This window comes from Pseudomonas sp. PS01303, assembly GCF_029959385.1.
In the GTDB taxonomy this organism is placed as follows: domain Bacteria; phylum Pseudomonadota; class Gammaproteobacteria; order Pseudomonadales; family Pseudomonadaceae; genus Aquipseudomonas; species Aquipseudomonas rustica.
Genome location: NZ_JASCPK010000003.1, coordinates 129,765 through 152,108 on the forward strand (window position 1 = coordinate 129,765; position 22,344 = coordinate 152,108).

Below are 22,344 nucleotides of genomic sequence, written 5' to 3' on the forward strand. Positions count from 1 at the left end.
GGCGCGCAAGGCCGCTATCCTAGCTGAAGGTTTGCGCACTTAGCCACGCTTCCACTTTTTGCCATCGGCCCACCTCGGAAAGCTTTGACCTTCCTGTATCTAGAATCTCACGCAGTCGCTGTTTTTCAGCTCTAGAGGAGAACCAATCATCAACCTCGACACTGCAGTGGATGGACTCACTCAATGCCCATCTAACGATCATGTCCGCAGCGGCTCGGTAGTGATCGGCCATGAACAGCTGCCGTCCTTCAACAGACCATCCTCGCTTTGCTAGCTCATCGGTCACGTCAATAATGCCCTGGTCGCCAAAGTAGCCAGTGGTTTCAGGATAATGGATACCTGCTAACGACACCTTGACCACGCCGGACTCCCGATCAAAATAGGAAAGGAAATGCCATCCACCGGTGGTGCTTCCAGGATGAGGGAAGTTGATGGCGGCTTTCCCTGTTATGTAGTTTTTTCGGGAGACGCGTTTGAGGTCAAAGTCGAAGAGTGGCTTGTTCATGGCAAGCTTGCCTCCACGGTTAGCTTTGTTAAGCCTAGCGTTGGCAGCTGTTCACTAACCGTAAAGGGGCGATAGGTACGTTCAACATGAACTGAATCTTCACCATCTCCGTGCTCAAGCCGGCAGCAGCGAGCACGCGATTCCACGTCGCGTAGTCCAGTAAGTCGATTGCGCGCTGAACGAGGAGGGGGGACTCCATCGGAATCAAATCGTCAAACTCTTCGCTTTTTGTAAACCCTTTACGCGCTAGGTAGGTAAAGCCACTCTTCGCTTGATCGGCAGTTAGCAGATCCAATGCACGAGCCCGATAGATTAATGCCTTGAAGCTCACCTTCCAGCGAAGCTTTAGCTCCTTGAGCGCTGGCCAGTTCAGGTACTTCCCTCTCATGGTCGGAAACTCCGCAGCGAAGCTTGCTCGTGGCATCAGGAGTGCGCTGGCGAACTGGTTGGCTTGTTCCTCAGTCTCACGGCACCCTGTCTCGATCCCTTGATGCATGACTAGATGGCCGAGCTCATGGGCCAGGTCAAACCGTTGCCTTCCAGGGTTGGCCTTGGATGTATTGCGAACGATTAAAGGACGTTTGTTAAACAGAGAAAAAGCATCAATTCGGTCATCAGCGTCTGCAAGGTTGACCACCAAAACGCCAATCTTCTCTGCGAGCTTTGTCACACTTGATAGCGGCCCTAAGCCTAATCCTTGTTCCCTGCGAAATCGCTCCGCTACCAACTCAATCTTCCCAGCACCGGTGACAGGTTCATCAAGGGCAGCGAAGTCCACGACAGGAAATGCGACCTCCTTGTCCAGCTCATCAACCAGCAACTCGAACATCTCAACTTGAGCGGCGATGGTTTTTTTGAGAGTAAGAGTCGAAGTTCGGACGCTCCGGAAATGGCATTGCTCTAGCTCGACGCCACTTTTTCGGGGGGCAAAGAAAAAGCTTTCCCCAACCTTCAGGACTTCGCAAAGCCGCTCCAGTTGATTAGGGGAGGGTATCGCGTTGACCTCAAGCTTGTGCGCGTACTGCCTGGTAACGCCAAGTAGCTCACCAATCTCAGCAAGGGATCGCCCCGCCGCGCACCTAGCGAGGCGGAGCTTGTCGGGCGAAAACTCATCACCCAAAGGCAGGAAGCCTGTTGTGTTATTCATCTTTCGAGTCGGTATCTTTCATTTCTGTCTGTGCGGCGTCTTTCTCGCGACGGATCGGCAGCGAGTCAACAATCTCAACGACTGGCGAAAGCGCGGTCGTGCGAACCGAGACCAAAGGCTCATAGTTGTGAACCCATTTGCAGATAACGTTCCGGTTCGTGTCGAAACCCAAGATCGAGACCGTCAGGGTCGGCCCATCAGGGTTACGATCACTATCTACGTATACCCGCCAAGTGAGGTTGCCATCGTTGGCTGGCCCGAGAAGGCTGTCGTGATATCGCTCGACTTGGTTTTTTTGTAAACGATGCCCTTTCTTGCGTAGGTCAGGGTCATCAGTTACGAACTGCATCAAAACCCCGTTGACGCTGACTGTGTAATCCAGTGTTTTGTTGACGAGTCGGAACCAAGGAAGGTCACCCTCACGTTGAAGACGTATGAAGCGACCATGGATGCGCCCATACGGAAAAACCCCTCGTGTCCAATTGGTGTCATCGTCTGTCGAAGTAGCCTCTAGTGCCTTATACGCAGCGTCCAAGAGGTTATTGAAAACGACATCGAGATGGGCTCGGCTGAGCTTCGGCTCAATCTCGCTTGGATGCTGGAATTCTGGCATTTGACTCTCCGAAAAGCGTGCAAATTCTAAGTAGTGTCAACTGGCATTTTTGTGCATTTTCTAGTGATTGTCAACCAGGTAGATGCAGGTGTTATTGTGATCACTGTGTCCGTGATTGGGCGCTTTTATCAGTACCGTCAGGACTTGATCAAGCACGGTTCTGTCACTCTGGATAGTCCCGATGGACGAGCTGATGGCACTGAGCTATGTTCTCTTGCAAGATAAGCGCGAGACCGCGCGATGACTCAAGAAAGGAATCGACGCGATGATTTACCAATGCAATGGATGCAGCAGAACTACCTTCGAGATCGCATGCCCGTGGTGCATGGGCTCTCAGGTTTCGCCTTCATCAGAGCTCACGTTGCGACACCTCACGCCACTGGATCCTTCGTTTTATCCCGACTTTCAATACAGATCCAAAGGCTTGATTCAAGACTTTTTCGGGAAGAAGAAGGAGCAAGCCCAGCTCAACGATCTTCTGAACAACGTATTGAGAAAATACTCGGAGCTAAAGCAGCCGTACTTCACGAACTTCATTCACACCACCCGGGAGCGCGCAGGTAGCAGCGATGACGCAGGGGTACCCGGCCCACGGTTGGATGGTGTGTACAGCGAGAGAGAGCTGTTCAGGGAAGTCTTGATTCGCAAAGGCTTTGACGAACTTGAAGGTCTTCCATCCCTATTGGACAAGCTGCTACAGACCACCGCCTTCAACTCTGTCTATCTGGGCTTCTCCACAGAATTGACCCGCCACATTCGGACTGATCTTACCGACACCTTACGTTCTTGGATTGAAGAGGCAGGAACGACCTTCAGGTCTGACTTGGCCTTGTTCTATTACTACCTGTGGGAAAATGACGTTGCTTTCCCCAATGTGCAATTCAATCCCCAGGCGGCGTCGACATCTGGTGTGCCACTCCTCCCGATACAGGTTTTCCGGAATGGCCTGAGCCTCTGCGAAGAGATTTATTTCGATATTCTCGTCGAGCGTCTGGGATCTCAGCTGGAGCATTTTAATCCGAATCAGTTCATCACCATGTACCTGGTGGATGCTATGGATGGGTTTCAGTTTGAAGCCTTCCTGGTTGAGATCTTCCAGACCATTGGCTATGACGTCAAAGAGACCAAGAAGACGGCTGATCAAGGCGCCGACCTTTTCGTTACCCGGTTCGGTAAAAACATGGTCATCCAGGCTAAGAACTACTCTGGCTCTGTGGGCAATGCTGCTGTGCAGCAAGCCATCTCTGCTAAAGCGTTCTACGGGTGCGACGAGGCTATGGTAGTCACGAACTCCTATTACACAAAGTCTGCAAAAGAATTGGCCGTTACGGCGGGCGTGCGGTTAATTGATCGTGATGGACTCCAGATGTATCTCGATGACTATAACCAGAAGCTGATTGAGATTTTTCAGGCAGAGGCCGACGAAGCTTGAAATTTTTGTAAGTTCAAATGAAGTCGATAGTGAAGCTCACTGCTAAGGCTCCTTCAACGTATGTATGACCGGAATAGATTATGACGATCCCGATTGAGTTTACGGTTTTAGGTAACCCGTCTTCTGTTAATTCGACCTCCAACAAGAAGAACATATGGAAGGCACTGGTTGAGAATGTGGCTCGAGGAGCTGTAGCGATCAAGTACCCTGGGATAATTCCCTACGAGGGAGCGGTAACCGTAAAGGTGTTTTATTTTCCAATAAGTCAGCAATATATAGATGTTGATAATGGTTTGAAGCACACCATTGATGGTTTCGCTCCACATATCCTTAAGAACGATAAGACAGTAGCTCGGATCATCACTGAACGCTTTGCTCCAATACCCAGCGCAAGCCTGGTCGTCCCTATCGGTTTCGCGTCTGAAATCGCAGGGGCGCTGATGATTGCTAATGGGGCGGGGCTTACGCCTTCAGGTTCCGCTCTGCCTAAGCAACATGCGACCGCCGTTAAAGTTGAAGCTTATGCCGATAATAATGGGAGTTTTTGGTAATGGAAGAGTATGAAAGGTACCAGCTTGATTTGATAGTAAGTGAATACAGAAGTAAGGGATATGTTATTGAGGTAGAGTCACAGCTTCCGGGGATTAGTTCGAGATTTGACGCCGTCGCTCGAAAAGAATCTGAAGGTAAGATGGTTTTGGTAGAACTCGTAAATCCAAATCTTTCGGAGGGTCAGATAGCTGTTCGGCGACGCGCAATCGCGGAGACGGCTTCACTGTTTCCAAATGCATTGGTTGATTTTCGCTACATTGATACTAAGAATTCTGCGTTTTTGGAGTTCAACAAGAGAGATGACGATTTTAGGTATCAGCAATTCACTGATCTATTAAAAGCTAGATTTCCTGTATTCAACAAAAAACCGAAGTATGCATCTAGACAGATGCTGAGCCTATGGGTGGGCTACGCTTGCCTTCTTAGGGGGTTCGGACGTTTCTGTAACCACCCCGACAGTGAAACTGCCTCAATTTTAGATCTATACAACAGTTTTCTGAGGAAGGGAGGATTAGTGCCAGCGGAGCTGACTGATGATGCGGTGAATCATGACCTGTTTCAGATGTATGAGGTGGTTGTAGCTGCAACGCAAGGTGCCATTGTAGATGTGGAGTATGTGAAACAACTTAGGGGACATTATCAATCCCTTCGGAAGCAAGCAAAAAATTATAGCAAGAATGGTATGCCAGGAGATAAAATGCGCTGGTAGTCATCATCATTTTCTTGAAGGCCTTCATTTATCCAGAATAAAGCAAGTGCGAATGATCAAGTGTAGGGCTCCAGAAGTTATGGTTGAGCAAGAGTAAATTAAATGAATGCAGGATGCCGCTTAGGTTGGCACCCGTTTAATCACTATACAGAGTTGAACTTGGCTAAGTTTAGCCGGGAGACATCGAATCCTCCGCGAGAATTACTATTCTCGGGGGGGATCTGCTGCAACTGGTGATTACATTTAGGGAGTCGAATAACTTCAACGCCTCCACGGAGTTAGTCCTCTTCAGGGGGGATTCTCTCCAAGGCGGCCTTGAGCTCGTCGATGATCTGCCGATGCCCAGACAAGTCTGGCATGGCATTCTCCAGTATGAAAGGCTCTGATTTACCTAAGCGCTGTTGCAGGTTTGAAGACCAGATTTCCACCGACGCATAACAGTACAAGGCGAATTTAAACTCCTGTAGAGAGAGCTCCGACGGGATGTCACTTCTGCTATCACGCCGTTCATTTAGTAAGCCACAACCCGCTAGAGGATCAATTAGCAAACGTTCGTTTCTGAAATCCATCCAAAAAATAAACGCCACTCGACCGTTGGCCGACTCCAGACGAACACCTACCTTCCCGTCATCCATGCCAGCGGATATAAGGCGCATATTTCCAAGGGGAGCGCATGACTTTCCTTTGCGTGCGAGTACGTAAAAGTCATCAGGAATTTCGCATTGCCGGTTCGGAGCGAGCTCACCCTGCTTCAGGCTGTCCAACTGCTCCTGGTCAAACAGAGCACGAAATCCTTCGAGCTCATACAGGTGCTCCCGTTCATATGCCCACCGTGCTGGCACCCCAAGACGCTCCTCCATAGCGAGCTCAGCAAGATGTCTCATCAGTGGCTTGTCCATGTGAATCCGCTGGTGATCAGCCGGGTCATCAGGATCTACGATATCGTCGCGTTCGGCATGTGCGATAGCATGGCGGCCTTGTGTTGCTAGGTAGTCGGAAATGTCAGTCCCAAGAGCCTGCAACTCATCACGACGTGCGATTGAGTCTCTGTCCGTTAATACCGGGAGGGCCTGCTGGATCCACGGCCCTCGTTCTCGGCCAACAGGCAGAGAGCGGGCAAACGCTTTGTAGAATCCGAGAAACGAGTAGAAGGGATTGCCGAGTGACAGCCCTTCACGATAGTAGGCCATCGCTTTGCGGGCTTCATCGCTTTGAGGGGAGTGGAGGTTCTCGTCAGAAAAAAACTCGGTAAAGGCGTTGTTGCGAAGCATACCTACTCGATGTGGATGGCTACCACCACCCCACATGACTATCTCTACTTTCGCACCCTCACGCCAGGCCATTGCAGTCGCCAAGCGCATCACTGCCGCTCGCCCTTCATTGACAGTCATGTCTTGACCATTAACTCGAAGCGCGATTGCAGGGAGGCTCCGATGCTGCCCTTCGGATATAGCTGGTTGCAGCAAAAACTCTATCCCCTCAAAGGTTATCAGCTGAGCCCTATTTGGCCAGAAAACCTGGGTTTCCAGCCCGCCAACCACCCATTCGCCTCGTTGGGCCTGATATTGCTCTGCGCGTTCGAATGGATCATCGGTTGCAAGCATCGTGAAGCTCCTAGGATTGGCCGCTGCTGTATCGCCCCAGTTTATATTGGTTATCGATGTGAGCGACCTGATTGCGTGCCTATCTTCTAGAGCCCGCTTTCGTCCAAGGTGTTTTGTGAACGTAGTTTATTCAACGATGGATAAACGATTCTAAGCCAATTAATAGCTGAGTCTGAAGTGAAGGAGTCGCTAAAACTGTGTATCTCAATTAGCCCAGGACTATTAATTCTTGCGCAATTGAGCGTCTCAAACGCCTTATCGTGATCGCCTGATGCTCGCCATCGCTCAACCAGCGCGAGATCCATACATGCTTCTAATTTAGGAGGTACCTTGATTCCGGACGTCTTATGTCGTTTTTTGAAATAGGCATTATGCTGCCTTATATGTTCTTCAATAGGCCAGTCTGTTACTTCTCCCGTCGCAGTGTGAATTATTAATGACTCGATAGAAGGAAGGTTTATAGCTTCGTAATCAATGCTTTCAAGCTTGGTTTCAGGGTGAAGAGTCGGATGGGTGAAATAAGCAAAGGCAATATATAGGCCGACGAGGGCCCGATGATGCTCAGGCTTAAGTTGGCTGCGTTTGGCTAATCCTATTTCTAGAACCCTTCGAACGTCATACAATTGTCCATCTGGGTGGTTGGTGAAGAATTGGTCGAGAAGTGAGATGTATCCCTCAAAATACAGTCTAAAACTCTCATTCGAAAGGCCATCCGTTCTTGATATCCACGTGCTAGGACACATTTTTGCCTGAATTATATTGGGGCTTTCCCAAGTGTAATTGTAAGGTTCCTTCTCAATCTGTTCTTGGTTTTCTATAAAGGACTGAATTACTGACTTTGCTACCCTTCTTAAACCACGAAGAGTCAAGATTAGCTCGCCACCTATATGGACTGTCTCACTGGAGCCTGAAAAAGCTAAAAATTCGTTGGGAAGCGGCTTGAGAGTATGCACGTACTTAGAGCGTACATTGTAGATATTATTCAGAGCTTCCTCGAAATCCCTTTTACCTACCGGCGATGGCTCGCCAGAGAGCTCGACAGAGAAGTGGACATCTCTGATGTGGCTACGGATGAATGCCTTGAATCGTTTGTTAGCGGCCACGTGTTCAACTTTTATCAAGGTATCCTTGATGGCATCTGCATGAGCTTTTTCTATGCCCTCCATAGCTTTTTCAAGCGGTCGGCGCTTCCGATCCTCTATGTCTGACCAACTGCTTTCATATCCGTCGAAATCCTGAACCAAAGTCTCCATGGACATGACAAGGAGGGTATACGAGAGATTTACATCCTCTTCAAGGCGGTGAAGTGCTGCAACGTACGTCCGGATTGCCTTCATAACGCCTAGAAACTTAACGCGAGGTAGACCAATTATGCTTTTCAGTAAACTCTGAAAGTTAGGGAGATCCTCAGGTTTAATATATCTATCTTTATCAAATATTTTGGGTATTAGCTGTTGAGGTGTGTCGCGCCGATTAATTGCCCCGGCTCTAATAAGTCGATCAGCTACGGACGAGCTTGGCGTGCAAATACAATCTAGCGCGAAAGACAACACGCTTGCACAGTCATCAATATAGGCGTCAATACCATTAGAATGTAAAACGCCAGGGCCAAATTCGGTGCCCTCTACATGCTCTGTGAAATCCCAAAAAAGTGCATTACCGTATTGGGTGTGCGCAAGGGGGGTGAATGATCCTATTGCTGTATCAACAGTTGTGTCACTTGGTAGATGTACATTGGTGTATAGCACCCCTTTTAGGCGATTGGTGTGCGAAGGGTGGGTAAATAATTTAGCTGTCGCGACCTGAAGCATGGCTACTCCTTTAGGTATGTCCAGATGAAGGTAGGCAACTCGTATCGTGTTATTTATTAGCTGGCCTCATGGGTCGACTTTAACGCTGCAAGAGCCTAGTTCACAGCGTACCCGATGGACGATCAGGTAGCTCGCATTGGTGATCAGCGTCTTCAACCTATGACTGCCCTTCTGAACGTATGCCTTAGCAATGGGAGACCGACACCTATAGCGCTGTGGCTCACGCCTAAGATGGATGTTCCCGACCTATGAGGCGGATATGTCGCAATCGGCGGTTAGGGATTTTCATGAGCAGGCCCTCCTGGCGTTCGCAGTGGGTCGTGGGTATGCCGTTGAAGTGCGCCTGTGCTCCCGACTCGACGTCAGGCTGTTGAGAGTGGAGGTCACATTGTTGCTGGCGTGGAGCTTAGTAACCATCCGCAGGGGCAAGCGGAGCACGCAGTCCTTGGGCGGAACGCGTCAGACGGCGAGTGGCTTGGTACACGACGCAGGCGTGCAAGAAGCGCCAAGTTTTAGTTTAGTCAGCCACTGGGTGGGCCATCGGAGCGAATGTAAGCGCCTGATCGCCGGCCCTGACGGACATCGCAATCATCACCTTGTTACCTTCTACGAGAGCGATGTCACACGTGTTGGAGACTGTTTCGCTGGTGGCCGAAACTTCGCTAATCAACGTAAGCATGTACGAGGCCACCAGCTGTCTCACCTGATCAGTAGGATAAGAATCGAGTGCTGCAGTCACCACGCCCTGTAGCTTGGCCTGCAGCTCTTGCGCTTGCTCCAAGGAAAAACCGCCAGGGAAGCACATCACTCTTCCCTCGGTTAGCCCGCATAAGGATTCGGCGCTGTGATGCTGGTGGAAGTAGACGAACCGTGTAATCGCTTGATCATTTACCACAGTCGGATATGTGAACATCCATGAGGTCTCGGCTAGATCTGCTTGAAGACGAGGGTTTTCGGCATGGAATTCTGAGAACGAGTGGCGGGTACGCAGGATCAAGTCCAAGACATCATCAGGGCTGTTGAAACCGTGATCTCGAACAAACGATTTAACTGGATCTAGCATCGCCAATGAGCCCGCCCCGGTGATGACGCCAAATTTTGTCCTAACGATCTTTTCCTCATTGTCACCGCAAGGGATTTTCAGGCCGTCCTGGGTGATTTGGGTGACACGCTTGTCGGCGGCGATGATGACCTCATCACCTAGATGAGCAACCAAAATACAAGTCATGACTTCTCTCTCTATGAACATCGGCCAAGCCGGCAGGGTAAAGGCGCGATTGTGGAACCCCTTCGGCTCAAGACATGGCCTAGCCCTGGCTCACTGCAGCCGATCCATCAAGGCGCCCACTATTGAATATGGTTTGCAGAGCGCCTTCAGCAGGTTTTCAAGCATCTGATGCTCTCACGTGCTAAGTAGAGCTACCGGCTCAGTCCCATATCGATCCCCTGAGTCGAAAGACCAGCGCCGTCCATCCGAACTCACGCACGCTTCGCAGTAAACAAGCTCATCACAGTCGTTGAAGATCGTAATGCTCAATCCCTCGATCTCGACCAAGAACATGCCGGCATAGAGTTCGTCCCAAGTCTGAGCGCATACTCTGACCATCACGCGTCGCCCAAAGATCACATCGCGCAATACCTGGCAAACCTCTCTCGCTGTGAGCGCAGGCGTAGGTTCTTCAGGACAATCGGTTAAAGTCATAAAAGAAACCAGCCGGCTTTGATCGTTTTGCCAAAGGTACACTGGCACGCATGAACCAGATACTCACAGGGGAGGAGGGGATGAAGGTATTTTTGGACTGCGAATTCACTCAGCTTAACCGCGACACGAAGTTGATTTCGCTGGCACTCGTGTCCGAGGCCGGCCACGAATTTTACGTCGAGCTCACAGATACCTACCAAGTGGCAGACTGCAGCGACTTCGTGATCCAGAACGTCCTGCCTCAGCTCAACCTCCCTCAACATGGGCAACCCTTGGTCGAAGCTCAAACCTCACTGCTCGCTTTCTTGAGCACCCTTGAAGGCCCGCTCGAGATTTGCTCGGACGCGCCGGATTGGGACTGGGATCTCTTCTGCCTATTGGCCTACGTAAATCATCGTTGGCCTGCCAACGTTGCCAATAGTCCAACCAACCTGATCCTGCTATTCAGGCATCTCGAAGCGGATGATATCGGCGACGTGACGCTCCCGGAACTTCCCCATCACGCGCTGCTGGATGCTCGCCTCTTAGCCGACCTTTATCGCCGACTGACTGCCGGTTCCAATCGAGGCACTGAACATGGCTGATGATCTTCGTACGCGTGAGTCTGTTAGGCGCAAAGCCCTCTGGACACTTTCGCACCTGGTGCCGGGCGACCCACAAGCTGCCGCTATTTTGAATGTGCTTGACGACATTGAAGACCAGGAGCGCGTGGACTTAAACCAGAGTCATCCACATCTCGATATTGATGCTGTCCGCAAAGCAGTCCTGATTGAGCGCCACAGTTCCGGTATCAACATCGTTGACGAGGCCAGTATTCCCCAGCCATGGCGTGAACGCTTTCTGCAAGCGAGCATCGGATCGACGCGTCTAGTCGATGGCCCGTACGCCCATGACTGGGACAAATTTCTGACTCAATGGCAGGCTGAGATGAAGCACTTGGATGCTCACATGTCTGCAAGGCGTGAGCATCAGCGTTAGGCGTCTGAGGGCCCTTCGATTGTCTACTTTGGATAGTGCTGACTATGCTGGCAACACTAAATATCTGAGGTGTTACATGTCCCGTCTCGCTGAATTCCGCGCGCTTGAACAACAGCTTGCTGCCCAATTGGCAGAGCTTGAAACACTGAGAAACGATGATAGTCTGAAGCGCGAAATTGAATTCGAAACGAAACTACGTGACCTGCTAGGTGAGTATGGTTACAGCTTGCGCAACATCATCGCCATCCTGGATCCTCAGTCCAATAGCCGCCGCGCTCCAGCTGCTGCTGAAACTAAAAGCAGCCGCAAAGCTCGCGCAGTCAAGGTCTACAAGAATCCTCACTCGGGCGAAGTTGTCGAGACGAAAGGGGGCAATCATAAAATTCTGAAGGAATGGAAGGCCAAGTTCGGTTCCGACACAGTCGAGAACTGGCTGGCCCAGTAACATCTGTTGAGTACAAATGGAGGGCCCTGCGGGGCCCTTCTTTATGGGGATAGGAAATGCTTCGTTCAGTAGCGCTTGAGTTGGCAACCAGGTTCGGCATTGCCCGTCAGAGCAAGCTCTTTTGTCTGCGTTTTATCAGATATCTGAATGTGCTCGAGAACGCATGATCTAGCCTAGACTTCGCTTCACCGAACCGCCACCTCGATAGGTAGGGGGTCGTAGCATCCCACTGTAAGGCGCCTTGCTTTTTGAAGGCATTTGAATAACACCTAAACGAGAGCATGTTTTGAGCAGGATTGAGCAAGGTGCAGTTTTTGGTCAGTGGACATTGGGTCAGCTCCTCGGCAAGGGCGGCAATGGCGAGGTATGGGAAGCCACAAATGAAGGTGGAGAACACCGAGCGATAAAAGTCCTCATACGCGGCGGCACTGATGAGCCATATCAGCGTTTTTGTCGAGAGATAGAGGTGTTGAAGGGGCTTGGCATCCCAGAGGGAATCGTGCCTCTACTGGACAGCTATATTCCGGCGAATCCTAAGAGGGAGAGACCTTGGTACGTCATGCCGTTAGCTGTGCCTTACTTGGACACCATAGAGCACAAGAACCCATTCGAGATTGCCACCGACTTTCAGACTCTAGCAAAGACTCTGAGTCGGCTGCATGGCGGAGGTATCTCTCACCGAGATATCAAGCCTGCTAACTTCTTGGTTCTGGACGGTCAGATTTGCCTCTCAGACTTTGGTCTGGTGAAGCTCCCAAACGCAGAAGGGTTGACACCCGAGCGCCGGGACGTCGGTGCGAAATTCACTATGGCACCAGAAATGAGGAGAGCACCAATTGAGGCCGATGGACAACTGGCAGACATTTATTCGTTAGCAAAATCGCTCTGGATGGTTCTGACCCGTAGACCGTTAGGGTTCGATGGGCAGTATGACCCGCGTACTTCAGTAGGGCTACGCCACTACTTTCCCGAACTCTACCTGACGCCACTTGATGAGCTTTTAGCTACCTCTACCGACCACGAACCCAGACAGAGACCTCCTCTTGAGCATTTCATAGAGATGTTGGAGCAATGGAAGGGCATCAATGACGATTTCGATACCAGAAATGGGCATGAGTGGCGAGAGGTCGCGGATAAAATATTCCCGTTAGGGACGCCAGCTAGAGCTCAGTGGGAAGACCGGCTACAAATCTGCGCTGTGCTGAATACCGCCGCATCGAGTTCCGGGTTGAATCATATGTTCTATCCGACAGGAGGGGGAATGACGCTGATAGCGGCAGACCTTGCTCCGGAAAACGACATGATTGAGCTGCAGGTCAGTGATCGTATGTTTGAAATTTGCTGTCCAGAGCGCCTCTATTTTGAGTCATGTGCCGGGAAGCCAGAGTGGAATTATTTCAGGCTTGAACTCAAGCCTATCTATCCTGCGCTAGATAATGATGCTTTCGTATACCTTGAACACTCTGAGGAGCTTACTGAGATCGCACCTGGTGTTTATGCACCTCTAAATGCCTGGTTCGAAAATGAGTATCGAGGCAGACCTCTGAGTGAGGAGGCAAGGCGTGTCACGCGATTGTCACGCGGCAGCTTCGTGATCTTCAGCAGTTCTTCTGTCTACAATCGCGTACCAGATACCTACGACGCCCGGCATAACACCATGTCCGCTGACGAATTTAGGGCCTATATTCAGCGGAGCGCTAGTAGGAGCTAGCTGGTAAGGATGAACCAAAACCCTTTCCAGCCTAACCCAATTGCGCCGATGGGAAATTCGAGAGTCGGCGCGGCTGGGGCGGTCACTTGGGGTGCAGGCGGGGGGTGCCGAAGAGCGCTCGACGTATCCCATCATAACGTTAATTACAGGTTGTCCATTAGGTTTGCACGTTGTCCGTGCGTTCGTCCTGAGTGTCTATAGTTAGATTAATATCTGCATTGCACTTGAGCGCTTCTGATCATATGGTAGGTAAGGTTGAAGTTAGAGATCGACGTAGGTCTGGTTTCAGATAATCGGAAATTATGATTGGAGTGAGAATTTTGCTCATGTCGCTGGCGAAGTGTGCCCCAATTTTGAAAATTGGCTCGTTTGGCTTGAAATAGTCATCCATTGTTCTGTCGCGAACTCTATCCAGTATTAGAGTCGTTACAGTGGCTAGTGAGCGCAAAGAGTTGTATAAATGACTGCCGCTTGAGAAAGTTGAAATAAGTTGCCAGTGTCTATATTTGTCTGCCATGATGAATGAATACTCTGACTGGAAACCATCTAGGCATAAATAGTGGCAAAGTCGTTCGTGAGTGAAGTTTAAATCCCGGTACCACTCCATGAGCTCTTTTTGATAAAGAGAATAATCTGAATTCGGTTCGGGTTTTTTTATTATTTTCTTACAAATCCCTTCAATGTCAGTCCATTCTTTTTGTATAGTGTCAAGAAATTGCGAGGAGACTTGAAGTGTTGAGCCGCTAGTGGAAGACGCTTGAGTAAATGTTTTCCCATAAAGTTCTATTGGCTTGATTATTGTTATTTGGGATTGTATGTCGCAAATCTTTTCTTCGATTTCTTTTTTGTTTGCTATGTGGTCTGCAATTTTAAATTGAAATTTATGACTTATCTCGCGCCCTTTTATTTTGTCAAATTGGTCGACGATAAACTTTACGTGACCATAGTAAATGTCATTTCGATTTTTTAATTCGCTCTGACTGATTTGTTTCTCGGTTTGGATTGTCCGGTGTACATTGTTGACTATGGCGCCAAGGGGGACTGAAGTCGCCAGCATAATTAGTGGTAGTTTGCTAATTGCCTAGAATTGTGCGTAACCATCAGCGGATAATTCTAGTGTGTGATCTTTCCAAGCCCAGAAGCCAAATATTAAAAATAGATAAGCTGGATAAGTTGTGGCGATAATGAAAAGTGGCTGTTTAAAGAGTTGTCGATCATCTAGGGTAAGCCAGCCATTGAAGTGGAAAATTATGGCCAGGCCAAGTGAGCTTGCAAGTGCTGAATATAGAAATTGCATGTCCTGGTCTTGAGTGATGCTGACAATTGACGTTGCTGTGCCTAATATGAGTAGTGTGAGTAGTGGAATAAAGTTTTTCATAAATAGTAGGTCGTTTTTGTTGATGAGGTAAGTTTTATGTAGAGGTTGAGGTTTATCGAGCAAACCTATATCCCACGATTGCAATGATGGCTTTTTCGGAGGCACGAAGACTGTATAGTTTGCAGGGTATTCGCAAGCTTAAGCAAGGGCGAGAAGGCTACATCCAGTAGCTAGGCAGATAGTACCAAACCTCGCTGGGGACTTGGAGTTTCGCAAGCGGAGCGTGAAGCCCAAGATGGGCTATAGATCGAGGACGACAGCTTCTAGGACTTAGTTTACGTTGACACCAATGGTTTGCCTGAGCCTCCTACTGTTCGCGCGGATTGAAAACTGCCCTAGGGCAGATTGCCGATTTGTCAGCAGCAATTGTGGATTGGCGTAAAGCATATCTTCAGCGGCGCGGAAATGTTCTGCCATGTAGATCGCGGAATCGAAACGCCACCCACGTCTGGCGGGATCCTCGCTGGCGTCAAACGCACCAGTAGCACCAAAAAGAAACGAAATATCGGGGTAGTGGATACCCGCTAATGAGACTTTCACTTGCCCAGCGTCCCTGTCGCAGTAGCCAAGGAAATGCCATCCTCAGGTAGTCGATCCCGACCAAGGAAAATTAATCGCTGCTTTCCCGGTGATGTAGTGAGTTTCAGTGACCCGAGCAAGGTCGAGATCGAAGTCTACCAACAGCTTGTCCTCGAATTATTGGGGCTCAAGGTAGTGCTGAATCGGGCAAGCGGAGCGCGCAGGCGCGAGGATGTCCGCCCGCAGGGCCAAGACGCCTAGGCGGCTTGGTTTACGACAGCCGTGCTCGAAGAGCCGCGCCCGCATCACTCTTTGGCATAAGCCTCCAACCGCTATCACTCTGTTCTTACATGAGTTGGTATCCGTACGAGTAAGGCGAGGGGATGACTGTTGTAAAGGTGCTTGCCGAGTTTGATGAGTGGCTGGCCAGGTTTGGCAAACGCTACCTGCACCTGAATACCGGCGGTGATGAGTATGTAGGATTTATCGTGGATGCCGACCGCCTCGACATCATGATCGCGATGGCCAAAAAGGCCGGCATTGAGGCGAGGCTTGAAACTTTCTAAAGGGCAAAAGCCTCAAGCAGGTTGCCTGCTTGCTACCGTTATTTTTGAACTAAGTCTTTGTATAACTCTCGGGCCTCAATGATCTGATCCCTGAGCTCCTGGGGTGTTGGCGCTGATTAAAAACTGACCCACCCTGCCGATTGAAAATTGACCCAGGACGGATTGCTGATTTTTGCCCCAGCAATTGTGGATAAGCTTAGCAGCAGTGTTCCGATTCAAGACGCATCAAGCCCCACCGCATGCAGCAGGGCATTTATGGTGCGGATCAAAATGGCTCATCGTCCTCGACATCATCTCCGTCCTTGCGCTTTCGTTCCCGTGACTTGATCTTTGTCTGGGCGGCCAAGGTGCTGTGTTGTAGGCGGTAGGACTCGTTGCCCGTTTCGACGATGTGGCAGTGGTGTGTCAGCCGATCCAACAACGCGGTGGTCATCTTGGCGTCGCCAAACACACTCGACCATTCCGAGAAGCTTAGGTTGGTGGTGATGACCACGCTGGTGTGTTCGTACAGTTTGGACAGCAGGTGAAATAACAGGGCACCGCCGCTTTGGCTAAAGGGCAAATATCCCAGCTCATCCAGTATCACCAGGTCTGTGCGCAGCAGTCCCTGGGCGATTCGGCCTGCCTTGCCATCGTACTTTTCACGCTCCAGCAGATTGACCAGATCCACCGTGGAAAAGAAGCGCACGCGTTTGTTGTGGGCCGTGATTCCGGATACAGCCAAGGCACTGGCCAGGTGTGTTTTCCCGGTTCCAGGGCCGCCGATGAACACGACATTCTGCGCGGTTTCAGTGAACGCCAAGCTTGATAGATCGCTGACCAGCCGGGCATCAGCGCTGGAAGCGCTGAAGTCAAAGCCAGCTAAATCACGGTGCATGGGGAGTTTTGCCATGTTCATCTGATGATTCACCGAGCGCACCGCGCGATCCGCATGTTCCTGCTGAAGCAGATGTTCCAGCAGCCATTTCGATGAAGCCGTCGACGCTGTTCCTTGAGAAACCAGTTCTTCCCAAGCACTGGCCATGCCGTGCAGGCGCAGTTCTTTGAGTTCAGTCATTAGGTCACGCATTGCGATTCTCCTCATCGGTCGCACGGAGCCGGTCGTAGCGTGCCGTATTGGCAACAGGCGCGACCTTGAGTTGCAGGCTGGTTTCTATACAGGGAGGTGGTGCGGTGGAGGTCAGGCGGGCAACGACATTGAGGATGTGATCGGCGCTCAGACTTCCCGATTCAAGTACCAGCTCCACCGCCACCAGCACTGGTTCGAGACCCGCAATTGGCACAGCAGCCAGTACCTGCATCATGATTCGATCACCGTTGGTGTGACGCCTCAGTCCTCGTTTGAGAAGCCGTAACGGTTTTGGCAGATCAGCAAATGGCGCGCCGTTGCGCAATGCACCAGGCTTGCGTTCGATAAGTGGGATGTAGTGCTGCCAGTCAAAACTGACCTGATCTCGATCAAAGAGGCGCTCGTGACTGGCGATCACCGTTTCGTCAGCAATGACCACGATCCGCGAAGGGTACAAACGGCTGCTGACCCACTGACCGACTCGCTCACATGGCACTGAATAGCGATTTCGCGCCACGCTGATCAGGCAGGTGCTGGAGACCCGCACGGTACGCTCGACGTAGCCATCAAATGCCGTCGGCATTGGCATCATTTCGACCTGCTCCAGCTGCAAGACCTCGGCCACCGTCAGTCCGTTGTACTGCGGATGCACCAGTTCGCTCCAGAGCGACCGGCAACGTTGGCCGAGCCAGACATTCAGTTCCTCAAAGGTATGGAACATGCAATTTTGAGCATCGAGCCAGATTCGTCTGCGGCTGTCCTGCACGTTCTTTTCGACGATACCTTTCTCCCAGCCAGAGGCCACGTTGCAGAAGTCCGGATCGAACAGATAGTGCGCGCACATCACGGAAAACCGGGCGTTGACCGTGCGGCCTTTGCCTTTGTTAACCTTGTCGACAGCCGTTTTCATGTTGTCGTAGATGCCGCGACGCGGCACACCACCCAACGCTCCAAACGAACGGGTATGGGCATCAAACAGCATCTCGTGGCCTTGGCTGGGGTACGCAACCAACCAGAATGCGCGGCTGGCGCACAGCTTCATGTGGGAGACCTGGATACGTCGAAAAATACCACCGATCAGCAGACCTTCTTCGCTCCAGTCAAATTGAAAGGCCTCACCGAGCGCAAACGTCAGCGGTACAAAAGCGCGTAAAGACTTGCCTTGCTCGCCTCGCCAAGAGCGGACAAACGCCGTGAGCTGGCTGTAACCGCCGTCATAACCCTCGGCCTTGATCTGCTCAAAAAGTGCTTTGGCGCTCCTGCGGTTGTGTTTTGGCCGGAACGAATCGGCCTTGAGCGCCTGTTCCAGCGTCTCGTGGAAAGGGCTGAGTTTGTTGAAGGTTGCGCACCGTTGGTACGCCGGCTGAGTGGCTTCGGGTGCTCTGACCCATTTTCGGATGGTGTTTCTAGAAAGCCCGGTACGCTTGGCTATCTGATGCAGCGAGAGCTTGTCGCGGAAGTACATCCGCCGGATTTTCCCCAACATTTCCATGCTGATCACCCTGTGTTCTCCTGCTCAAAAAGTGAGCAGAAGCAGTTGAACACCTGGGTCAGTTTTCAGTCGGCAGAACAGCCTCTACTGGGTCAGTTTTCGGTCAGCGGCAACACGAATAGCCTCATGAAGGGCCAGATTCATAACGCCCCCCGACCTTTTCACCTAAGGTGCTGCTGACTATACTGCCATCACTAATTATCTGAGGTGTTACATGTCCCGCCTTGCTGAATTTCGCGCCCTTGAGCAACAGCTTGCTGCCCAACTGGCAGAGCTTGAATCCTTGAAAAACGATGATGGTCTAAAACGTGAGATCGAGTTCGAGCAGAAGCTCCGCACTCTGTTAGGCGAGTACGGTTACAGCCTTCGCAATATCGTCGCCATCCTCGACCCTCAGTCCGCTAGCCGCCGTGTTCCAGCCGCTGCTGAGACCAAAGGCATCCGGAAAGCTCGATCCGTTAAGGTGTACAAAAATCCGCATTCCGGTGAAGTCGTCGAAACCAAAGGCGGTAACCATAAAGTTCTAAAAGAATGGAAAGCTGAATACGGCTCTGACAAAGTTGAGAGTTGGCTCTCGAAGTAAAGTACGGGGAGCGCAAGAGAAGGGCCAGCAGGGCCCTTCTTTTTTAGTGATTCAACTATTCGCTCGCTACGCGCACGCCTATGCTGCTCATTTGAATCTAGCGACTCAATTTGCGTAGCAGGTGCAGCTCAAATTCGGACTAGCTGTTCACTTTCCTCACGAATTCTCAAGACCTCCTCTTCGACAGCCCCTACAACCGCCTTGGCTTGAGGCAAGTTGTATTGGTCAGCAAGCTTGCGGAGCAAGGATAGTGCGGCCTCCTTCTTACTGATGCTTTTCTCTGCATAAATTTGGCGAAGGTAGTTCTCTGCTTCTTTACGGTCGGTGGCGAAACGATCGGCCAGGCGAGCAGTATTTAAATTGTGAATTTTGCAGACATCAATAGTGTGTGTTCCTTTTGAGCTGTTTGCTTTGGGGTGTATTCGGTTCCATCGATCGAACTCTAAATGATCATGCCACTCATCCAAGTGAGGGTGCACGATTGTATAATCGTGTGATAGCGAAGGTGGGGTGGATGTGGCCACCTGGTCTACAGTAATTTCAGTAGTCCATTTTCCTCGATTGCAAACTTTGCATGCAACTGCCAGGTTTGCATATTCAAACATGAATTGAGGGTGGCCGGACTTGTCTATTATGTGTTCTGCATCATAAGTTGCTTTATGGTTTTGGAGTTCCGAACTGCAGTAGCAGCAACGCCTAAGTTGACCATTCCAGTAGTGGTCTTTTATTTCATTCTTGAACTTTGTAATCACAGCTTTGTCGGCAGGTACTTTTGTGTCCCAAAAGTGCTTGTCAGCTGCTCCTTTATTCTTGAGTAATTGGTGCTCAATATCTGTGAAAGATTTTGGGGTGGTAAAAATAGGTGGCTTAGCTCTAATCATTGCGCACCTCCAATCAATTTTCTGAAAGCATTCTGTAAGCATCATTTATCATCGCAAGAACTTTATCATCTCGCGTAGACCCCTTGGAATAAATATGCCTAAGCCTTTTGAGCTTCTCCAGGGCCTGCTTACGCTCTGCTTTAGTGCCGCCTTCTGCTTGAGTTACAGCATCAAATATTTTACTAGCCATCTCTACGCTATCAGTGATTGGAGTTTCAAAAATATCCAGCAAAGCATCCTCAACGGAAGCTTTTTCATCTTTCAAATCGACCTCTTGGGTGGTAGTCCCCATTCGTATCACGCCTGCGCCAGCGTTCTGTGCACGCTGTACAATTAGTGGTGAATGGGTTGCTACGATTACGTGGCAATCTTTGAACGGGGCGATCGAAGCCAGAAGAATGTCGAAATAGAGTTGCTGCCAAGTGGGATGAAGGCTTAATTCAGGTTCGTCAATTAACACCACTGCGCCATCGGATAGCGAAGAAACCAGACTAAGCAGTGAGCAAAGTATCTGCTGCTGACCAGAGCTTGAGTAGGAAATGTCCGAGCCCGGGTGTTGCTCGGATCCTATGAAGCAATTGACAATTTTTAGGAATCCGAGTTTTCTTAAAAACGCTAGAGACTGAAGTGTCGCAAAGTCAAGCAGATGCCGATTGTTAAAGTCAAAGCTCAGTTTGAAATTTCGGTAGTCGACTGTTGTTCGCTCTAGTTGCTCCATTGCACTTTCAATTAGACTGGCTAAAGCTAGATGGTCTGACAGTGATGCTTCAACCGCTAGTGGCGAGCGAGCCAATGTGCCAATGGGAACAGCGTTGATCGCTTCCGTGATCATGTTTCGAACGGCAGTTCTCCGATCTCGTGCGGAAAAGAGGTCTGCTAAATTCTTTTTTGATGAATATTTAAAGCTGAGTTTGCTACTGAATTTGAGGATTGATAATGCGTGAGCCAAGGCTCCGGCATACTCAGATGACTCACTCAGCCTGAATATCGAATTTTCTAAAACTGATTTGGAAAGATTGGGGCCGATTGACCTAGTCCCACGATGAATTCCTGCACAGATATATTCATCTATTTTGGATAGCGGTTCAGTTGTGTAGCTTTCGAGTAATGACTTTTGAATTGATTTGGGAGAAGGGAATCTACTGAATGGGCTGAATGTTTGAGCAACGAGTTTAAGAGGCTTTGCCTCTTCAGGGTCTCTATAATTAGTGTTGTCAATGGTGTAAATAACAGAGGGGGTAAAGGATGTGGATTTCGGTTTTTCTCTGAAGAATTGCAGTATTGAGTTTAGAAGTACGGTCTTTCCAGATCCATTTGCCCCTGTAATAATGTCAATTCTGTTAGTGTTGAAATCATGTTTGCCGAGTCCATTTGTAAATCCAACGGAGGTATGTATTTCGCGGATCCGCATTGTAAGAGTCCTTTCTAACTCATGAAGCATTCAAGAAAGCAGCGATGCACGGATGATAGCGACCTTGATAGCGTTTTGCCATGCTGTAAGCTCGCATATTTCACCTACTGCAAAGGTTCATCTTAACCAGTCGCTTGCTTGGATACCGAGGCACGGCAATCAAAAAGGTAAGACCTTTCAGCGAGCATCACCCGAACAGTTCGCCTGCGGCCTCGTTGTGCCAGCTGATCTTTAGGCGGTTTCTTTAATCCATTTCTAGTATGTAGCGACAATGGTCGCACAGTGCATCCGAATGAATTTCCTCAATGTCCGCATCGTCATCAAGTATTGTCCCGCATTGCCTACATTCGGAGGCCTTTGGGCCATCCCCGCAAATCGCGCACTGGCTTTCCTCGATAACATATGAATCACGTTCACAGCGTGCGCAGACATCTAGCGGGCCGTCCCCACCTTGAGTGGCCGCAATGTATAGGTCTTTGAAATATTTCCCTGTGAGCATGGAATCGACCACATCATCAAACTGCGATGTGGCTTCGCATCGAGTACAGTGAAACGTTGTTATCGAATGTTTGTCGACGTCGCCTGAGGCTTTCATGAGCTTGGCCCTGCATTTAGGACAATGCAGGTGCTCTGTGGCGCTTGCAAGAATTTTCGAGTGCCAAGAGACGCTACTGAGTGACTCTAGACACGCTTTTCGCTCTCGCTCGTAGAAAGCTTCCTGCTCAGTTAGAAACGTCCAGATGTCTTTTCCAAGCAGGCTTACTGGACTAATACCTAAATGGACGGGAACGAACTGCTGTATCAAGTGAAAGCAGTTTGCAACGGTTTCTAGCAGCACCGATGTCGGACGGGTGCTGTAATAGTGTTCAATATCATTTCTTGTGTTGGTGAGAGCTTCAAGAAGCTTCCACTCGACTCCATCGACTCCCAGTCCATCGAGTCGAGAAATTATCGTCCGTACATCTGCCGTCTTTTTCCCGCTGCCCACCCAAATGGGCTGACCATCTGGCCCCATGATGGGAGTCACCTTTTCCTTGAGCAATGCCTCGCTTGAGTCAGGTGTGCTCATGGCCTGCAACTTGACCTTGAAAAGCAACAGTAGTCCCGCGGTCAGATTTCGAATGGAGGAAAGGGCTCGAGCTTCATCGTGTTCTGCAGCTCTGAAATCCTCCACCCCAAGCCGGATGGAAGCTACAGCGTTATCTCGCATTGACATCCCTTTGTCCTTACCAAAAT

The 22,344-nt window shown here is 50.1% G+C and carries 23 protein-coding genes; 9 read left to right on the plus strand and 14 right to left on the minus strand.

Going from position 1 to position 22,344, the window contains the following annotated elements; all coding sequences use genetic code 11:
* Positions 1-19: 19 nt before the first annotated feature.
* From QMX93_RS02635 to QMX93_RS02645, 3 genes are read right to left on the minus strand one after another with little or no spacing between them, the layout of a single operon-like run.
* Positions 20-505 (minus strand): hypothetical protein, encoded by a 486-nt coding sequence (locus QMX93_RS02635; protein WP_098949304.1) that lies wholly within the window; start codon positions 503-505, stop codon positions 20-22.
* A gap of 34 nt (positions 506-539) precedes the next feature.
* Positions 540-1,652, minus strand: a complete 1,113-nt coding sequence (locus QMX93_RS02640; protein WP_098949303.1) for an XRE family transcriptional regulator — start codon at positions 1,650-1,652, stop codon at positions 540-542.
* Complete coding sequence (locus QMX93_RS02645; RefSeq protein WP_010218781.1) at positions 1,645-2,265, minus strand: hypothetical protein; 621 nt, start codon at positions 2,263-2,265, stop codon at positions 1,645-1,647. Before QMX93_RS02645 ends, QMX93_RS02640 begins: the two co-directional genes overlap by 8 nt.
* Positions 2,266-2,530: 265 nt before the next feature.
* On the opposite strand from QMX93_RS02645, the gene QMX93_RS02650 reads away from it, so the two are divergent.
* The 3 genes from QMX93_RS02650 (at position 2,531) to QMX93_RS02660 (ending at position 4,958) form a co-directional block, all read left to right on the plus strand.
* Positions 2,531-3,697, plus strand: a complete 1,167-nt coding sequence (locus tag QMX93_RS02650; protein ID WP_098949302.1) for a restriction endonuclease — start codon at positions 2,531-2,533, stop codon at positions 3,695-3,697.
* Positions 3,698-3,777: 80 nt separating this feature from the next.
* Complete coding sequence (locus QMX93_RS02655) at positions 3,778-4,248, plus strand: RusA family crossover junction endodeoxyribonuclease (protein ID WP_010218777.1); 471 nt, start codon at positions 3,778-3,780, stop codon at positions 4,246-4,248.
* Positions 4,248-4,958, plus strand: coding sequence for a hypothetical protein (locus QMX93_RS02660; protein ID WP_098949301.1), 711 nt, complete (start codon positions 4,248-4,250; stop codon positions 4,956-4,958). Before QMX93_RS02655 ends, QMX93_RS02660 begins: the two co-directional genes overlap by 1 nt.
* A 278-nt stretch (positions 4,959-5,236) precedes the next feature.
* On the opposite strand, the gene mauJ is transcribed toward QMX93_RS02660, so the two are convergent.
* The 3 genes from mauJ to QMX93_RS02675 form a co-directional block, all read right to left on the minus strand.
* The gene (gene mauJ, locus QMX93_RS02665) at positions 5,237-6,562 is read right to left on the minus strand and encodes a methylamine utilization protein MauJ (protein WP_178081009.1); all 1,326 of its coding nucleotides are present in this window, start codon (positions 6,560-6,562) and stop codon (positions 5,237-5,239) included.
* Between the two features lie 86 nt (positions 6,563-6,648).
* Positions 6,649-8,373: a hypothetical protein gene (locus QMX93_RS02670; RefSeq protein WP_138183476.1), complete on the minus strand. Its 1,725-nt coding sequence runs from the start codon at positions 8,371-8,373 to the stop codon at positions 6,649-6,651.
* A 517-nt stretch (positions 8,374-8,890) separates the two neighbouring features.
* The gene (locus tag QMX93_RS02675) at positions 8,891-9,601 is read right to left on the minus strand and encodes a hypothetical protein (protein ID WP_098949299.1); all 711 of its coding nucleotides are present in this window, start codon (positions 9,599-9,601) and stop codon (positions 8,891-8,893) included.
* A gap of 524 nt (positions 9,602-10,125) precedes the next feature.
* On the opposite strand from QMX93_RS02675, the gene QMX93_RS02685 reads away from it, so the two are divergent.
* From QMX93_RS02685 to QMX93_RS02700, 4 genes are all read left to right on the plus strand, one after another.
* A complete protein-coding gene (locus tag QMX93_RS02685) occupies positions 10,126-10,659 on the plus strand; it encodes a 3'-5' exoribonuclease (protein WP_138183475.1) in 534 nt (177 codons plus the stop codon).
* Positions 10,652-11,053: a hypothetical protein gene (locus QMX93_RS02690; protein WP_098949297.1), complete on the plus strand. Its 402-nt coding sequence runs from the start codon at positions 10,652-10,654 to the stop codon at positions 11,051-11,053. Before QMX93_RS02685 ends, QMX93_RS02690 begins: the two co-directional genes overlap by 8 nt.
* A 76-nt stretch (positions 11,054-11,129) precedes the next feature.
* Positions 11,130-11,498 (plus strand): histone-like nucleoid-structuring protein, MvaT/MvaU family, encoded by a 369-nt coding sequence (locus QMX93_RS02695; RefSeq protein WP_098949296.1) that lies wholly within the window; start codon positions 11,130-11,132, stop codon positions 11,496-11,498.
* Between the two features lie 286 nt (positions 11,499-11,784).
* Entirely contained in the window at positions 11,785-13,209 is a 1,425-nt protein-coding gene (locus tag QMX93_RS02700) for a protein kinase (protein WP_178081008.1), read from the plus strand.
* Positions 13,210-13,447: 238 nt separating this feature from the next.
* Here QMX93_RS02700 and QMX93_RS02705 read toward each other — a convergent pair whose 3' ends face one another.
* From QMX93_RS02705 to QMX93_RS02715, 3 genes are all read right to left on the minus strand, one after another.
* Complete coding sequence (locus QMX93_RS02705; protein ID WP_098949294.1) at positions 13,448-14,266, minus strand: hypothetical protein; 819 nt, start codon at positions 14,264-14,266, stop codon at positions 13,448-13,450.
* 24 nt (positions 14,267-14,290) lie between these two features.
* Positions 14,291-14,587, minus strand: a complete 297-nt coding sequence (locus tag QMX93_RS02710) for a hypothetical protein (protein WP_138183474.1) — start codon at positions 14,585-14,587, stop codon at positions 14,291-14,293.
* A 270-nt stretch (positions 14,588-14,857) separates the two neighbouring features.
* Positions 14,858-15,127: a hypothetical protein gene (locus QMX93_RS02715; RefSeq protein ID WP_178081007.1), complete on the minus strand. Its 270-nt coding sequence runs from the start codon at positions 15,125-15,127 to the stop codon at positions 14,858-14,860.
* Between the two features lie 362 nt (positions 15,128-15,489).
* Between QMX93_RS02715 and QMX93_RS02720 the strand changes: the two genes are divergently transcribed.
* Positions 15,490-15,672, plus strand: a complete 183-nt coding sequence (locus QMX93_RS02720) for a hypothetical protein (protein WP_098949293.1) — start codon at positions 15,490-15,492, stop codon at positions 15,670-15,672.
* A 265-nt stretch (positions 15,673-15,937) separates the two neighbouring features.
* On the opposite strand, the gene istB is transcribed toward QMX93_RS02720, so the two are convergent.
* Both istB and istA read right to left on the minus strand, forming a co-directional pair.
* Positions 15,938-16,741, minus strand: coding sequence for an IS21-like element ISPsy20 family helper ATPase IstB (gene istB / locus QMX93_RS02725; RefSeq protein ID WP_029241171.1), 804 nt, complete (start codon positions 16,739-16,741; stop codon positions 15,938-15,940).
* Positions 16,734-18,233, minus strand: a complete 1,500-nt coding sequence (istA, locus tag QMX93_RS02730) for an IS21 family transposase (protein ID WP_138183595.1) — start codon at positions 18,231-18,233, stop codon at positions 16,734-16,736. Before istA ends, istB begins: the two co-directional genes overlap by 8 nt.
* A 214-nt stretch (positions 18,234-18,447) precedes the next feature.
* Between istA and QMX93_RS02735 the strand changes: the two genes are divergently transcribed.
* On the plus strand, positions 18,448-18,816 hold the full coding sequence (locus QMX93_RS02735) for a histone-like nucleoid-structuring protein, MvaT/MvaU family (RefSeq protein ID WP_098949292.1): 369 nt from the start codon (positions 18,448-18,450) through the stop codon (positions 18,814-18,816).
* A gap of 128 nt (positions 18,817-18,944) precedes the next feature.
* Here the strand turns inward: QMX93_RS02735 and QMX93_RS02740 are convergent, their stop codons facing one another.
* The 3 genes from QMX93_RS02740 to QMX93_RS02750 form a co-directional block, all read right to left on the minus strand.
* Positions 18,945-19,697 (minus strand): hypothetical protein, encoded by a 753-nt coding sequence (locus QMX93_RS02740; protein ID WP_098949291.1) that lies wholly within the window; start codon positions 19,695-19,697, stop codon positions 18,945-18,947.
* A 13-nt stretch (positions 19,698-19,710) separates the two neighbouring features.
* Positions 19,711-21,108, minus strand: coding sequence for an AAA family ATPase (locus QMX93_RS02745; RefSeq protein ID WP_282352415.1), 1,398 nt, complete (start codon positions 21,106-21,108; stop codon positions 19,711-19,713).
* Positions 21,109-21,352: 244 nt separating this feature from the next.
* Complete coding sequence (locus QMX93_RS02750) at positions 21,353-22,324, minus strand: hypothetical protein (RefSeq protein ID WP_256588633.1); 972 nt, start codon at positions 22,322-22,324, stop codon at positions 21,353-21,355.
* Between the last annotated feature and the right edge of the window lie 20 nt (positions 22,325-22,344).